This is a genomic window from Embleya sp. NBC_00896, from assembly GCF_045207785.1.
GTDB lineage: Bacteria > Actinomycetota > Actinomycetes > Streptomycetales > Streptomycetaceae > Embleya.
In genome coordinates this window covers 1262466-1277610 of the sequence record NZ_CP108776.1, presented here as the reverse complement: position 1 = coordinate 1277610, position 15145 = coordinate 1262466, and the positions used below count along the sequence as shown (strand labels likewise).

Here is a 15145-nt window from a genome sequence, read left to right as displayed (position 1 = left end):
CGGAACTCCTTGCAGGGACGGGGAACCGGTGCGGCGTCGAGCGGCGGTGGCGCCGACGCGGGGTCGATCCGACGCGCGGCGCGCGGCCGGCGGACCTCGCGACTAGAAGACCTCCAAGTCCCCCAGGGAGAGTTGCCACGACCGCAGGTCGTGGACGTCGATCGGGTGCGGGTGCACGGTCCTGGCGACCAGGAGCATGCCGGTGCGCGGCGGCGTGGCGTATCCCGCGTAGCGGGCCGCGCGGGCCGCCTCGGAACCGCGCGCGAGATGCGTCGCGACGTGGTCGCAGCCGGACATCGCGACCCCGGAGAACAACTTGCGCGCGGTGTCCCGATCGCCCGGACGCACCACCATCTGCGACAGCGTGAACTCGACCAGCGGCCCGCGCAGGCGCGGCCGGCCGAAGACCACACCGGTCAACTCGCCGTTCTTGTAGGACGCCACCACCCGGTAGTCCAGGCCCGGCGCGTCGCCGTAGCGCCAGCGCAGGAAGTCGCCGCTGAGCGCGGTCCGCAGCTTGTCGTGGCCGATCGCCGCGTCGCCCGCGTCCGCCTCGGCGACCAGCTCGTCGAAGCCCACCGCGGCGGCCGGGTCCGAGAAGAACTGACGAGCCGTCGGAAAGCGGCAGCGCGCGGCCGGATCGATCGAGTTCCAGGTCTGCGAGGTACCCGTCAGGTCGCCGGTGGCGCGCAACTCCTTGAGCCCGCGCGCGAACGCGATCGGCCGGATCGGGTGCAGCGAGATCGGTACCTTCCCGACCTCGTGCCAGCCCATCTTCAGATAGCCCGGCAGGCTGTTGCCGTTCGGGGTGTTGAACACCAGCGAGGTGTCCGCCTCGATCCGGTCGAGCAGCTCCGTCGTCAACCGGCGGAACAGCCCGCGCCCCTGTACGTCCGGATGGGTCGCGGTGTCCACCGCGCGCACCGCCCGGATCACCTCGCCGCCGAGCACGAACTCCCAGCGCAGGAACAGCCGCACCGCGACCACCCGGCCGTCCGCCTCGGCGACCAGGCCGGGGCTGGCGCCGAACGGATTGTCCCGATGCTTCCACCGGAAGAACTCCGGAGTGCGTTCACCGGTCGGCCCGCCCGACAGCGCGTCCTCCAGCAGCGACAACACCCGGGGCTCGTCGTGCTTGCCCAACTCCCGGACGGTGAAAGGCGAATTCCCGACCTCTGGCCCGCTCACCGCGACTCCTCCAGCACTCTCGCGTACACGTCCTCGATCCGTCGCTGCGCGCCCGCGACGTCGAACTCGTCCGAGCGCTTGCGGGCGGCATCCCCGCACGCGCGCCGCTGCGCCGGGTCGGTCGCGAAGTCCAGCAACGCGGCGGCGAACGCCGCCGGGTCGCCGGCCGGCACGACCGTGCCCTCGATCCCGTCCGTGACGATCTCCGGCATCCCGCCCACGGCGGTCACCACCGACGGCAGGCCGACCGTCATCGCCTCCATCAACGAGACGGGCAGCCCCTCCTGACGTGAACTCAACGCGAACACGTCGAACGCCGACAGCAGCGCCGGCACATCGCCGCGCGAACCCGCGAACACCACACCACCCTTGAGATCCGGCCGCCTCGCCCGCTCGCGCAGGGTCGCCTCCAACGGACCCGAGCCGATCAGCACCAGAACCGCCCCCGGCTGCCGGGCACGCAACAGCGCGTGCGCCGCCAGCAGACCCAACTGGTCCTTCTTCGGCGTGAAGTTCGCGACCGAGCCGACCGTGAACGCCTCCTGGTCCAGATCGAGCGCGTGCCGGGCCCGCTCACGGGCACCCGGACCCGCGAACGCGTCGCCCAGGTCCGGGCCGTGGTGGATCACCGTCGGCGTCACCCCGCGCCGCAGCCGGGCCCGGTCGATGCTGCCGGCCACCGCCGTCGACACCGCGATCACACCGCTGTTGCGACGGTACGTCCACGCGTTGGCGATCCGGGTCGGTCGCCGATAGCGCGGCCACATGTTGTGCTCGGTGTGCACGATCGGTACGCCGCGCGAGAGTATCCGCGCCGCCACCGCCGGAATCGGCATGTGCGTATGGATCAGGCCGTAGTCGCCCCCGCGCAGCAGCGCGCGCAACCGCACCGGCCACGTCCGCCCACCGCCCAGGCAGTGCACCCGGATGCCGAGCGCGCGCAGCGTCGGCACCAGCGCGTCCTTCCACGGCAGCACGTAGGCCACCTCGACCTCGTAGCGCTCGTCGTCCAGGTGGCGGGCGCAGTTCACCAGCAACTGCTCGGCGCCACCACGCCCCAGACCCTTCGCGAGCCACAGGACTCGGACGCGGTCACCCATCAGCGTTCCTCCGAGCCGAGCTCCACGGTGGACCAGGTGTCGAAGTGCGGCCCGAGCCCGGCTCCGTCCGCGGCCCCGTTGCGCAGCGCCCGCTCCTGCGCGGACCGGATCCGGTAGCCCGGCGCGTCCGCGTCGCCGTCCGAAGCGGGCGACTCGGCGCGATGCGCGCCCTTGCCGTCCTCGGCCGACTCCCCTTCGCGCTCGGCCAGTTCGCCACGCTTGGCCCAACTCGGGGCGGGCCGCTCGGTGTCCTCGTCCGAGTCCCCGGCGGGGTCGTCGGAGCGGCCGCGCAGCACCAGACCCGCGACCGAACCCGAGCGGGCGGTCGGCACCCGCGGGCCGCGCTTGAGCCCGCCGCCCATCGACCGGGTCGGATCCACCCCAAGCAGCGTGACACCCGCGATCGGCACCCCGGTGCGGGTCAACAGCTCGCCCACGCGCGAGGCCTGATCGGCCGTCAGGTTGCCACTGCGGGCGACCACGAGCATCGCGTCGGCGTGCTGGACAAGGTCGTTGGTGTCGTTCGCGTACAACAGCGGCGCGCTGTCCACCAGGACCACGTCGGCGTGGTGGCGGGCCCGCTGCACGACCTCGCCCGCGCGCAGCAGCAGCGCCGCCGGGTACGCGGCCGGCGCCCCCGCGGTGATCAGCCGCACGTTCGGGATGTTTGTGCTGCGCACCACGTCCCCCAGATCGATCTCCTGCTCCGCGAGCAGCACCTCCGACATCCCCTTGCCCGGCTTGGCGCCGAGGTACAGGTGCGTGGCCGGATTGCGGAAGTCGCAGTCCAGGACCAGGACCGAACGGCCCGCCTCGGCGAGCGCCGCGGCCAGGTTGGCCACCGTGCTGGTACGCCCGTCACCCGGTCGGGGCGACACCACCAGGATCACCGGCGCCGGATCACTGACCCGACGAACCGGCATCGCGGTCACCCGGGTCTGCCGCGGATCCGCGCCCGCGAGCCGGTACGCCAGCCCGGGCGGGCCGGACAGCAGCAGCGCCGAACGCAGCGTGCGGTACGCCTCGGCGACCGGACTGTCCGGTCGACCCGAGACCAGGACCGCGTGTCCCGCCCGGTGCCGACGCGGCGCGCGCGGCACCTCGGCGATCACCGGGAGGCCGAACGCGTCCTCCAACTGGATTCGGCCGCGCAGCCGCACGTCCATGCGGTCCACCATCAGCGCCGCGATCAACCCGAGCGCGAGCCCGAGCGCCGCCGCCAGCGCGATCCGCAACGGCCGCGAGGTCGGCGCGAGGATGCTCGTGGACGAGTCCGGCGTGCTCTTGAGGCCGTCCATGACCTCGACCTTGGGGTCGTTGAGCGGATTCAGCAGCTCCTGCTGCTGCGCCACGAGCGTGGTGTACTGCCCGCGCTTCGCGTCGAACTCCGCCTGGAGCGTGGCCTTCTTGCCGATCGGGGCGTTGGTGGTGCTCTTCTCAAGACCGTCGATGTCGGCCTTGAGCTTGTCCAACTGCGGGGTCATGCTGTCGGCCTGGCCCTGCCGGGTCTTGCGCTGCGAGTCGCTGAACGCGGCCACGGTCTCCTGTGCCCACGCGGTGGCCAGATCCTCGGCCCCCTTGCGGGTCGGGGCCTTGCCGGCGATCGCCAGCAGCCCCAGATCGGGGTTCAGCTGCGACGTCACCTTCGACGCGAGCACCGCGGGATCGGGGTCGTTCAGCCGCTTGGCCACCCGCCGGGCGACCTCGCCGCCGTCCGACGTCCATAGCACGGGTGCGAGATTGAGCTCCTTCGCGGAGTTCGGCGCCGGCACCACGTTGACCGAGCTGGTCCACTGATTGCCGGTGCCCTTGGGGTCCGATGGGGTCAGGATCAGGCCCGCGAGCAGTCCGATCGCGAGACACGCGAGCACCAGCGGCCAACGGCGCTGGAGAACGGAGAAGTAGCTAGAGGTTTCCACCGGTCCCCCTCCGGTTCGAGTTGCCGCCTCGCGAGCAGACCGCGAGGCAGGCCAAACGTAGACCAAACGGGGTGTCGATCAACCCCAGGACTGTGCCGGAAGTGTGGAGATTCCGTCGAGATCCAACCGGGTGGCGGTGCGAGCCCCTCACCGCACCGGGCCTGACGACACGTCACGGGGGTTGCGCCGGTCGAGAGCCCGCTCATAGAACGCGACCATCCGGTCGCAAACGCTGTCGATCGTGTACTCCTCGCCGAAACGTCGATGCGCCGCTTCCGTGCGCACCGAGGTCTTCTCACGCTCCGTCAGGGCCGAGACGAGCGCCGCCGCCAGGGCCTCGGGCGAATCCGGCGGCACCAGTGCCGCGCAGTCGCCCGCCCCGGTGATCTCGCGTACCGGAGGCAGGTCGCTGGTGACGATCGGCGTCCCCACCCCCATCGCCTCGATCAACACGCTGCCCAGGCCCTCCCAGCGCGAGGGCAGCACGAACACGTCGGCCGCGCCCATCAGATCGGGTACGTCGTCGCGGTGTCCCAAGAACCGTACGGCGTCCGCCGTGCGGGCGGAATCCCCCGCTCCGGGGCCCGTTTCGACGATCTTGGCGGCGAGTTCACGCAACAGTTCGGTCTGCCCGCCGGCCGGTCCGGCCAGCATCAGGACCGCGTCCGGCAGCTCGCGGCGCACCTGCGCGAAGGCGGTGAGCAGCACGTCCAGGCCCTTTTGGTACTCCTGCCGGGCCGCCGTCACCAGCAGCGGGACATCGTCGGCCACGCGCAGCACGGCCCGGGTGATCGCACGCCGACCTCGGGCGGCCGCGAGCAGTTCGGGATCGCGCCCGCGCGGCACCACGTCGATCCGGGCCCGCCGCACCGCGAGCCGGCGGGCCATCACGTCGGCCACGTGGTCGGTCAACGCGTGGAACCGGCGCACCCCGCGCGCGCTCCCGGCGTCCAGGCCCTGCGCGGCGCGCAGCTTCCACGGCGTGATCCCCGGCTGGTCGCGCATCTCGGGCCCGTACGCCGTGTTGACCAGGCTCGACACCACCGGAACACCCGTGGCCAGGGCGGCGATCCGACCCGCCACGTCGGCCTCGTACAGCGTCGTGTGCACGATGTCGGGCCGCCGATCGCGGATCACCCGCGCCAGCCCGCGCACCGAACCGGCCCGCGAGTCGCGGTGCACTCCGAACAACGACGCGCCCGCCGCCGCCAACTCCGGTTGGAACCCGTCCAGATCCACGAGATAGGCCACGTCCAACGTGATTCCGCGTCGCACCAGATGCGGGGCGATCTCGACCGCCGCCCGCTCGGCCCCACCGACCCGATCGACGCTGTCGATCACCTGGAGCACGTGCACTGCATCACCCCTGAATCCCCCTGATTACCGCCACGCACAGGGCGCCCCCACCCTTCACGGCTGAGCATGTCATCGATACGGCCCCCACGGGGTGGGATTCGTGACAACCTGTCACCCCATGGGGACAAAGACGGACGGGCGTGCGGTCCTGCACGTCGTGACCGATCCTCGGCGGCGGGGCTCGCAGGCGTTCGCGCACGACCTGGACGCGGCGCTGCGCGATCGCGGCCGACCGTCGGCGATCGTCGCGCTCGCGGGGGCCGGCGAGATGGACATCCCGGTCCTGGGCCCGGGCCGGCTGCATCCGCGGACGCTGCGCGCGCTGCGCCGACGCGCGGCCGGCGCGGATGTGGTGATCGCGCACGGCTCGACCACGCTCGACGCCTGCGGGATCGCGCTCGCGGGCACCCGGACACCCTTCGTGTACGTCAACATCGGCGATCCCCGGCACTGGGCGCGGGACGCGCTGCGCCGGGCCCGGGTCGGACTGATGCTGCGCCGGGCGGCCGCGATCGCCTCGGTGTCCCCGAGCGGACGCGAGATCCTGCTGCGCACCTACCGGTTGGACCCGGCCCGGGTCCGGGCCATCCCGAACGGCCGTCGCCCCGAGCGGTTCACGCCGGCGGAGGTGGCCGACCGGGCCAAGGCACGCGCGCAGTTGGGGCTGCCCGTCGACGCGACCGTGCTCGCGGTGGTCGGCGCGCTCGCCGCCGAGAAGCGGGTCGCGCTGGCGATCGAGGCGTTCGCGCTGGTCGCCGCGCCCGATCCGGCCGGCGGCCGAGTCCCGGGATACCACCTGCTGGTCGCCGGCGAAGGGCCCGAGCGCGCGGCCCTGGAGGGGCTGGCCGAGCGCCGCACGCCCGGCCTGGTGACCTTCACCGGCAATCTCGCCGACCTCGGGCCGGTCTACCGCGCGAGCGACGCGCTCGTGTTGTCCAGCACCAGCGAGGGCGTCCCGGGCGTCCTCGTCGAGGCGGGCATGGCGGCGATCCCGGCCGCCGCGACCGACGTCGGCTTCGTCCGCGACGTGGTCGTGGACGGACTCACCGGCGCGCTCGCCGACGCGGGCGCGGGCGCGGGCGATCCGCGCGCGCTCGCCGCCGCGATCCGCCGGGTGTTGACCCACCGCGACGCCATGGGCCGTGCGGCCAGGGCTCGTTGCGTCGAACGGCACGCGATGGAGACGGTGGTGGACGCGTGGGTGGCGCTGCTCGACGAGCAACCGCGCTGACACACACGACGCCACGACAGGACCGAATGGGCGGGATGAAGTAGGGCGGGAGCACCGAATTCCCGTACGGCCGAATGCGACTCGTGGGGAGATCGCATGTGCCAAGGTTGTTGTCGAACCAGGGAGGGGGAGTCCGTGGGGGAGTATGTGGGGGGCGCCGTCGGCATGCCCGGCGACGAAATCGACCGAACCGGCGACTCCGGCCGGGGGGGCCGGCACGCACGACCCGGTGGCAGTGCCGACGAACCTGCCGAGCATCGATCACACGTCAACGGAGTGCCCATCGCGGGCCACGGGGGAGCGACCACGCCGACCATCGACAGTCGCGCCGGTACCGGACGACACGCGGCGCCCACAGCGGGCGTCGGCAGCGGCACAGGCCGCATCGCCGCAGCACAGGCACCCGACCCCGAGATCAAGGGACCACCGCCGGAACTCAGGTTCAAGCGCCGCACCAACCTCTTTCGCGGCATCGGCGAGCTCTGGCACTCGCGCGAACTCGTCCGCACCCTGGCCGAGCGCGACCTCAAGGCCCGCTACAAACAAGCCGTTCTCGGCTTCGCGTGGGCGATCATCACCCCCGTCCTGCTGATGCTGGTCTTCACCATCGTGTTCCAGCGGGTCGGCAACCTCAGCGACACCGCGCACAAATACGACGTGCCCTACCCGCTGTTCAGCTACCTGGGCCTGCTGCCGTGGACGTTCTTCATGTCCTCGGTGACCCAGGGCTCGTCGTCGCTGGTCTCCAACGGGCCGCTCCTGAACAAGGTCTACTGCCCGCGCGAGGTCTTCCCGTTCGCGACCGTGATCGTCGCGACCGTCGACATGCTGATCGCGTCGACGGTGCTCGTCGTGCTGTTCGGGGCGTACGCCACGCCGCCGGCCGCGACGAGTTGGGCATTGCCGATCTTGCTGCTGATCCAGTTCGAGGTCACCCTCGGCGTCGTGCTCGTGCTCTCCGCGGCGGTCGTCTACTTCCGCGACATCCGGCACGTGCTGCCGCTGCTCATGCAGATGGGCATGTTCGCGACGCCGGTCGCCTACGGCATGGACCAGATCACCAAGGACTGGCTGCTCCCGTACGTGATCCTCAACCCGCTCGCGGCCGTGATCGACGGCTACCGGCGCTCGATCCTGTACGGACAACAACCCGACTGGGAACTCACCGGGGCCGCCGCCGCGTCGGCGACCGTGCTGCTGATCGTCGGGTACAAGATCTTCAAGAAGCTCGAAGCGGGGATCGCCGATGTCGCCTAGCCTCACGACGACCAAGGTCGCGCCGCTCAAGCCGAGCGCGCTCCCGCTGGGCACGATCGAGGCCCAGCAGTTGTGGAAGCGGTTCCGCGCGGACAGCCGGCGGATGCTCCTGCGCGACAACCTCGGCCGGATCGTCCGCAAGGTCACCGGACGCGACCAGGCCGACTGGCGTTGGGCGTTGCGCGACATCAACATCCACATCGAGCCCGGCGAGGCGGTCGGTCTGATCGGCTCCAACGGGTCCGGGAAGTCGACGCTGCTCAAGATGCTCACCGGCGTGATGTACCCGTACGCGGGCCGGCTGGCCGTGCGCGGCCGGGTCGGCGCACTGATCGAGGTGCGCGCGGGCATCCATCCCGACCTGACGGGGCGTGAGAACGCGTTCCTGTACGGCTCGTTGCTCGGTCTCAAGCGGGCGGAGGTGGCCAAGCGGTTCGACGACATCGTCGACTTCGCCGAGTTGGGCACCGCGATCGACCGCCAGGTCAAGTGGTACAGCTCCGGCATGCAGATGCGGCTGGGCTTCGCGGTCGCCGCGTTCCTGGAGCCCGACGTGCTCCTGGTCGACGAGGTGCTCGCGGTCGGCGACGCGCTGTTCCAGCAGAAGTGCCTGGACCGGATGCGGGTGGTGCTCGAACAGGGCACCACGCTCGTGCTGGTCTCGCACGACCTCGCGTCCGTCGAATCGATCTGCACTCGCGGGATCTGGCTGGAGCAGGGCGAGATCCGCACCGACGGCCCGATCCGACAGGCGCTGCGCGGATATCGGGACAGCGTCGAGGAGGAGACCGAGGCCCGCACGCGCACCGACGAGGCGATTCGGACCACGTTCGTGGACGTGCGCGGCGTGGACACCGCCGGCCCCACCACCAACCGGTCGATGGTCGTCGAGGCGGACTTCGCCGGCGATCACAGCGGACCCGCGACGGTCCACATCGGAGTCACCGAGGGCACCGCGAGTCCGGTCTTCACGACCCGCCGGGACGTGCAGTTCGGCTGGTCGGGCAACCGGATCAAGTGCACGCTGGACCGATTGCCGCTGCCGCGCGGGCGATACGCGCTGTGGATCGGCGTGTACGACCGCGACGGGCATCCGCTGATGACATGGCATCCCGCGAAGCAGTTCGACGTCGCCGGGCCCGAGCTGGACACACCGCCGCGCGCGGTCGTGCTCGCCGCGCCGGTGTACGTAGACCACACCTGGGAGGGGTGAACGGCCGTGCGCATCCTGGTGTGTCCGCACGACATGCAGCTCGGCGGCAGCTCGATCAACGCGGTGGACCTCGCACGCGCGGTCCGCGACCTCGGCCACGAAGTGTGGGTGATGGGCCGTCAGGGACCGCTGCGGCAACGGGTCGCGGCGGCCGGTCTGCCGCTGCTCGCGCTGCCCGAGCGGGCCCACGTGCGACCCTCGCCCGCGGTCTCGCGCGCGATCGCCGGCGCGGTGCGCAGACATCGGATCGACGTCGTGCACACGTACGAGTACTGGCCGCTCGTCGAGGCGTTCCTCGGCACGTTCGTGCCGCGCGGGACACCCGTGCTCGGCACGATCATGTCGATGGGCAGCCTGCCGCCCTACTTCCCGCGCACCGGTGTTCCGCTCACCGTCGGCTACGGCGACCTGTACGAGGAGACCGGTGAACTGCGCGGCCTGGAGGGCGCGCGGGTGCACCTGCTCGAACCGCCGATCGACACCGCGATCGACCACCCGGTGGCGGCCGCTGCCGCCGACGGCGGCACGCCGGAGGTGGACGTGGACGCCTTCGCCGCCGAGCACGGGCTGCTCAAGCCCGCCCCCACGGTGGTCCTGGTCTCGCGCCTGGCCAAGCACCTCAAACAGGAGCACCTCGAACGCACGATGGACGCGGTGGCCCGGCTGTCCGCCGAGCTCACCGGACTTCGCCTGGTGCTGGTCGGCGGCGGCTCGATCGAGCGCGAACTCCAGGCCAGAGCAGCCCGGTTGAACGGCGACCTGGGCCGGCGCGCGATCGTGCTGACCGGCGGGATGGCCGATCCGCGACCGGCCTACGCGCTGGCCGACGTCGTGGTCGGGATGGGGAGTTCGGCGCTGCGCGGGATGGCGTTCGGCAAGCCCACCGTCGTGGTGGGCGAAGAGGGATTCAGCCGGCCGGTGACGCCCGAGACGATCGGCGACTTCGACGGACTCGGCTTCTACGGCCGGGGCGCCGGCCGGGTGCCGGTCGAGCGGGATCCGCTGGTGGGCCAACTGACCGCGCTGCTGGGCGATCAGGCCGAGCGCGAGCGGATCGGCACCTGGTCGCTCGACCTCGTGCACGAACGCTTCGCGCTGGACCGCCACGCGCTGCGCCTGGTCGAGTGGTACGAACAGGCCCGGGCGGAAAGGCCGGTCGTGCGCGGCCGGGTCGGCGAGGCGGTCCGGGTCGGGGGGCGGTTGGTCGGCTTCAAGGCGGCCCAGCGCGGCCAGGCCCTGCGGGCGCGGACGCGGTCGCGGCGCGCGGCCACCACCTCGTGACCGAGTCGCCCGGCCTGACGATGCTGCACGTCGGGGCCTTCTCGGGCTCGGTGCCCGCGCTGCGACGCGCGTTGGCGGCGCACACCGCGGTCGACGCGCACGACCTGATGCCGCTCGCGCAGGCGCCGCGCCTGGTGGGCGCGCGGCTCCGGGCGGTCCGCGAGGCCCGGCTGTCCGCGCCGGGGACGCCGTGGACCAAGACCGCGGCGTGGACCGAGGCCCTGGACCGGCACGTCCGGGGCCGGGGGTTGCTGGGCCCCGATCGGCCGGTCCTGATCGTGCAGACGCTGCCCGCGCTGGTGCCGCCGGCGGGCGTGCGCTACGGCGTGTACACCGACCGGGTCGGCCTCGAGGGCGCGGCGGTCGGCGGCGTGCATCGGTCGCGGTACACGGACGGCTGGCTGGCCCGCGAGCGGCGGCTGTTGCTCGGCGCGCACCGGGTGTTCGTGATGGGACCCAGCACGGCGGACGTGCTGGTCACCGAGTACGGTCTGGCCGCCGATCGGGTGCATGTGGTCGGCGCGGGGCCGAACGTCGACCCGCCGACGGGCGAGCGCGCGGAGCGGTCGGCCGATCCGCCGCGCCTGCTGTTCGTCGGTACGCAATGGGAGCTCAAGGGCGGCCCGATCCTGCTCGAAGCCTTCGCGCGGTTGCACGCGCGCGATCCGCGATATCGGTTGACCCTGGTCGGCAGTGGCCCGGCCGGTCCGGTCCCGGAAGGCGTCACCGCGCTCGGGCGGATCCCGCACGCGGAGATGGGCGCCGTGTACGAGGCCGCGGACGCGGTGGTGATCCCGACGCACATGGAGGCGTTCGGGATCGCGCTCGTGGAGGGCCTGATGCGGGGGTTGCCCTGTGTGGCGTCCGTGGTGGGCAACCAGCCGTGGATCATCGGCGACGCGGGTGTTGCCGTGCGGCCGGGGGACGTGGATGGCTTGGTCGATGCCATCGACCGGCTTGCGGTCGGGTATGCGGAATTTCGCAAGTCGGCGATTGCTCGTGGCGACGAACTGCGCTCCACCATGGCCTGGCCGGCAGTCGCCGAACACATCGTGGCCGACCTCACCTGAACGCGGCCCCCGTCCTGCGGCCTCAATCGCCGGCCGGGCTGATTCAGCCCGTCCGGCGCTTGAGGACAAAGAGCCCGGCCGGCGATTGAGGCCACACGACGCAGGCCGACCCAAGCCCCGCCGACGATTCAGCGACGGCGAAGTGCGGCTCGTTCGTAGACCTGGGCGAAGCCGTCGAGCATGTGTTTGCGGGTGAACCTCGCCAGCACCCGCTCACGCGCCGCCACACCCATGCGGGTACGGAGCATGTCATCGGTCAACAGCTCTCGGCACGCCATCACCAGGCCGCCGCGATCGCCCGCCCGGAGGAGGCGGCCCGTGACGCCGTCCGCGACCACGTCGGTGACGCCGCCCACCGCCGTGCCCACGACCGGTATGCCCGCCACCATCGCCTCCGCGACCGCGAGCCCGAACCCCTCGTAGTGCGACGTGGACAGGAACAGGTCGGCCGCCTCGAACGCGTCGGCCAGCCGGGGCAACGGCGGGATCACCCGGACGTGCTTGCCGACCCCCAACTCCTCGATCAGCGACGCGATTTCCGGCTCCTGGCGCCCGATGATCAAGAACACGACCGGCGGCCCGGTGTCGCCGAGTTTGCGAACCACGTCCGCGCCGACCCGCACCATGAGCGGGATGTTCTTCTGCGGGGCCCGGCCGACCCCGACCACCACGAGCGCCTCCGGCGGAATCCCGAGCTCGGCGCGCAGGGCCGGCCCGGCGTCCGGGTCGGGCACGTGTACCGGAACACCCAGCGGCACCAGCGGGATGCGCTCCGGCCGCCATCCCACGATCTTCGCCGTGGCGTCCCGGACATGCGTCGAGTGCGCGAACGGGCGAAACCCCGCCGCCTTGACCATGCCCACCTCGATGCCGTTGGTCAGCCGCGAGTGCAGGCCGTCCTTGAGCGGCTCGTGCACCTCCAGGACCCGGGGCAGACCGGGTGAGCCGAGCGCCGCCGGCAGCGAGAGCCGGGCGGTGCCGCTGTGCGCGTGCAGCACGTCCGGCCGCAACCTGCGCACCTGCGCGGCGATCCGAAGCCCGAGCCGCACCTCGTCCCGCGGCGTCGACTTCCCCTCGTGCCCGAGCGAATGCACCGTCACATTCGGTCCCAGCGCCGCGAGTTCGTCCTCCTCGAAGGCGGGCCGGGCGATGATCGCGTGGCAGTCGAAGCGCTCGGGGTCGAGCCCCGCGAGCACCTGCCGGCTCACCTGCGGGATGCCGCCGCCGACGCTCAATCGCCACACCACGTGGACGAGCCTGATCCGATCCTTCACGATTCCCCCCGAAGCGGATGCAACCGGCGCGCCCGCACACGGCGCGCCGCGGACTTCGCGCCGAGCAGTGCCCCGCCCGCGCCGCGTGCCACCAACCATGTCGTGTCGTACCGGTCCGTCGCGCCGAACCGGTGCTTGAACTCCTCGGCTCCCCGCAGGAAGTCGAAGGTCTGTACGTCGTTCGCCGCGAGCGCGGTGAGCGTCTCGTGGAACAGCACGGTGCCCAGGCTCGCCTTGGCGTACGCCGGGTCCCAGCCCAACTGGTAGTAGGCGAAGGTGTCCTGCCACAGGAACCCGTACAGGATCCCCACCGGCGCGCCCGCCGGATCCCGCGCGACCAGCGCGCACGGCCCGCGCCCGGGAGCGGCCCGTGCGGCCAGCGCCGCGTGCAGCGGGCGCCGCGACGCGTCGAACGCGCTCGACCCGCCGATCGTGTCCCGGCGCAGCCGGTGCAGCCGCAACAGGTCGTCGAAGACGCCCGGTTCCATCGTCCCCGGGGCCAGCCACGTGAACGTGACGCCCTCCTCGGCCAGCCTTCGCGCCTTGCGGCGCACCCCCTGCCGATGCCGCGCGGACCCGAGCGCGGCCGGATCGGCGGGCATCACCGGGCACGCGGTCCGCTCGATCTCGCGGGCCCCGGGCGGCAGGAAGGGATCGCCGGTCTTGGGATCGAGGTTCGGGAACACCATCGAGCGGTGGCGCGCGAGCGAGGCCAGCCAGGCTCGCACGTCCTCGTGCCGGCTCGGATCGACCGCGAACCCGCAGTGGTCCGCCGCCCCGGGCCCGGAGCCGAGCACGGTCCAGGTGAGCACCCCGCCCGGGAGCCGCGGATGCAGCCGCTCACGGGTGCGAAGCAGCGGCAGCACGGCCTCGGCCGCCCCGCCCTCGCCGCGCCACACCGCGACCACCGCCTGTCCGGCCCGACCGCGGCCGAGCGACTCCGACCAGCCCAACACCCAGTCGGGCGTGGTGAAGTACGACGTCCCGGGCGTCGCGGCGACCAGCGCGCGCCAGGACGGCACGAGCGCCGCCAACTCCCCGGGCGAGCGCAACAGGGTGGGCAAAGCAAGCACGGTGATCCCCCCGGATCTCTCCGCCGCCGTCTCTCGGGCGACACACCTTCTCGGCGACACACCTTTTCGGAGACACTCCTTCTCGGCCCACCGGCCCGCACGGGCTGGACGAGTCGTCGCGGCCGACCCGCGGTCTCGCCCGCCCGTCCGTCGCGGGCGCGGGGCGCGGCCTCACCGACCGCCGCGCAGCGCGTGCACGGCGGGATGCAGGCCGGAGAGGATCGTCGCGAACCGGTCGGGGCGGGTGTTGGACCCGACCCGCAGTCGCGAGATCCGCAACGGGTGGTCGGGCAGCCGCGGCCCGAGCCGGTGGTCGAACAGGAATCCGGTGCGGTAGCCGAGCTCGGCCAACAGCCGTTCGGCGCGCACGTCCCAGTTGCCGTTGGGGTACGCGAACGAGCGCGGCGCGCGACCGAGCAGCGCGGTCAACCGCTCGTGCGCGTCCACCACCTCGGCCCGGACGTCCGCGTCGGTACACCGATCGAGCAGCGGATGGGTGAGCGAGTGGTTCTCCACCCGCACGCCCCCCGACTCCAGCGTGCCCAGATCGGCCGCGGTCAACTGCGCGGCGACCAAAGGTCCGTGGCCCTCGCGCAGGTCCGCGAGCAACCGCAGCCGGGTCTGCTGCGGCACGGTCTTGAGGTGCCGGAGCCACCCGGCACCCGTGCGCGCCGGCTCGCCCGGCACCCGCGCGCCGGCCCTGACCAACCGCTCGACCTCGTGCCACCAGAACGGTGTCCGGCTCCCGATCGCCGAGGCCACCACGAAGGCCACACCCGGAATCCCGCGCTCGCGCAGCAACGGCAGACCGTGCTCCAGGATGCTGCGCTCACCGTCGTCGAAGGTCAGCAGCACGGCCCGGGCCGGCAACGACCGCCGACGCGCCAGGGCCTCCTCCACCTCGTCGAGGGACACCGGTCGGGCGATCCGCCGCAGCCGATCCAACTGGCCCGCGAACGTGTCCGGGTCCGAGATCCCGTGATACCCCAACACCGCGAGCCGCAGCCGAGCGCGACGCACGAACCACAACTGCGCCGGGGAGCGACGCAGCAACACGTCACCCCCGGAACGAACCGACCCCGCCATCGAACCGCCCACCGTGCCTCCCCAGCCCTGCGGCTCCCGCTGCCGGAACCGTAACAGCGGGGTCACGTCCCGTCAGCCTGTCGCACAACGTCCCCGC

Annotated in this window: 12 protein-coding genes; 5 read left to right on the top strand and 7 right to left on the bottom strand. The window is 72.4% G+C overall.

The annotated features are described in order from the left end of the window. Positions 1-102: 102 nt before the first annotated feature. The 4 genes from OG928_RS06045 to OG928_RS06030 all read right to left on the bottom strand — a co-directional run bounded on the left by OG928_RS06045 (position 103) and on the right by OG928_RS06030 (position 5563). Positions 103-1188, bottom strand: coding sequence for a GNAT family N-acetyltransferase (locus OG928_RS06045; protein WP_406280288.1), 1086 nt, complete (start codon positions 1186-1188; stop codon positions 103-105). Then, positions 1185-2288: a glycosyltransferase gene (locus tag OG928_RS06040; RefSeq protein ID WP_406280286.1), complete on the bottom strand. Its 1104-nt coding sequence runs from the start codon at positions 2286-2288 to the stop codon at positions 1185-1187. Before OG928_RS06040 ends, OG928_RS06045 begins: the two co-directional genes overlap by 4 nt. After that, positions 2288-4207 (bottom strand): AAA family ATPase, encoded by a 1920-nt coding sequence (locus tag OG928_RS06035; protein ID WP_406280285.1) that lies wholly within the window; start codon positions 4205-4207, stop codon positions 2288-2290. Before OG928_RS06035 ends, OG928_RS06040 begins: the two co-directional genes overlap by 1 nt. A 147-nt stretch (positions 4208-4354) precedes the next feature. After that, complete coding sequence (locus tag OG928_RS06030) at positions 4355-5563, bottom strand: glycosyltransferase (RefSeq protein ID WP_406280283.1); 1209 nt, start codon at positions 5561-5563, stop codon at positions 4355-4357. A gap of 118 nt (positions 5564-5681) precedes the next feature. Between OG928_RS06030 and OG928_RS06025 the strand changes: the two genes are divergently transcribed. The 5 genes from OG928_RS06025 (at position 5682) to OG928_RS06005 (ending at position 11615) form a co-directional block, all read left to right on the top strand. Next, positions 5682-6794 (top strand): glycosyltransferase, encoded by a 1113-nt coding sequence (locus OG928_RS06025; RefSeq protein WP_406280281.1) that lies wholly within the window; start codon positions 5682-5684, stop codon positions 6792-6794. A 276-nt stretch (positions 6795-7070) separates the two neighbouring features. Then, on the top strand, positions 7071-8051 hold the full coding sequence (locus OG928_RS06020; RefSeq protein WP_406280280.1) for an ABC transporter permease: 981 nt from the start codon (positions 7071-7073) through the stop codon (positions 8049-8051). Then, complete coding sequence (locus tag OG928_RS06015; RefSeq protein ID WP_406280278.1) at positions 8041-9264, top strand: ABC transporter ATP-binding protein; 1224 nt, start codon at positions 8041-8043, stop codon at positions 9262-9264. The genes OG928_RS06020 and OG928_RS06015 overlap by 11 nt, the downstream gene beginning before the upstream one ends. Positions 9265-9270: 6 nt before the next feature. After that, complete coding sequence (locus tag OG928_RS06010; protein ID WP_406280276.1) at positions 9271-10545, top strand: glycosyltransferase family 4 protein; 1275 nt, start codon at positions 9271-9273, stop codon at positions 10543-10545. Continuing rightward, complete coding sequence (locus tag OG928_RS06005; protein WP_406280274.1) at positions 10542-11615, top strand: glycosyltransferase family 4 protein; 1074 nt, start codon at positions 10542-10544, stop codon at positions 11613-11615. Before OG928_RS06010 ends, OG928_RS06005 begins: the two co-directional genes overlap by 4 nt. A gap of 128 nt (positions 11616-11743) precedes the next feature. On the opposite strand, the gene OG928_RS06000 is transcribed toward OG928_RS06005, so the two are convergent. From OG928_RS06000 to OG928_RS05990, 3 genes are all read right to left on the bottom strand, one after another. Continuing rightward, complete coding sequence (locus tag OG928_RS06000; protein ID WP_406280272.1) at positions 11744-12889, bottom strand: glycosyltransferase family 4 protein; 1146 nt, start codon at positions 12887-12889, stop codon at positions 11744-11746. Beyond that, positions 12886-13953 (bottom strand): GNAT family N-acetyltransferase, encoded by a 1068-nt coding sequence (locus tag OG928_RS05995; protein ID WP_406280270.1) that lies wholly within the window; start codon positions 13951-13953, stop codon positions 12886-12888. The genes OG928_RS06000 and OG928_RS05995 overlap by 4 nt, the downstream gene beginning before the upstream one ends. A 180-nt stretch (positions 13954-14133) precedes the next feature. Next, complete coding sequence (locus OG928_RS05990) at positions 14134-15114, bottom strand: polysaccharide deacetylase family protein (protein ID WP_406280268.1); 981 nt, start codon at positions 15112-15114, stop codon at positions 14134-14136. Positions 15115-15145 lie beyond the last annotated feature (31 nt).

What these genes read in the sequence shown, in the direction of transcription:
- OG928_RS06040 (WP_406280286.1), bottom strand. Translation starts at nt 2,288, where the DNA reads ATGGGTGACCGCGTCCGAGTCCTGTGGCTCGCGAAGGGTCTGGGGCGT.
- OG928_RS06025 (WP_406280281.1), top strand. Translation starts at nt 5,682, where the DNA reads ATGGGGACAAAGACGGACGGGCGTGCGGTCCTGCACGTCGTGACCGAT.
- OG928_RS06015 (WP_406280278.1), top strand. Translation starts at nt 8,041, where the DNA reads ATGTCGCCTAGCCTCACGACGACCAAGGTCGCGCCGCTCAAGCCGAGC.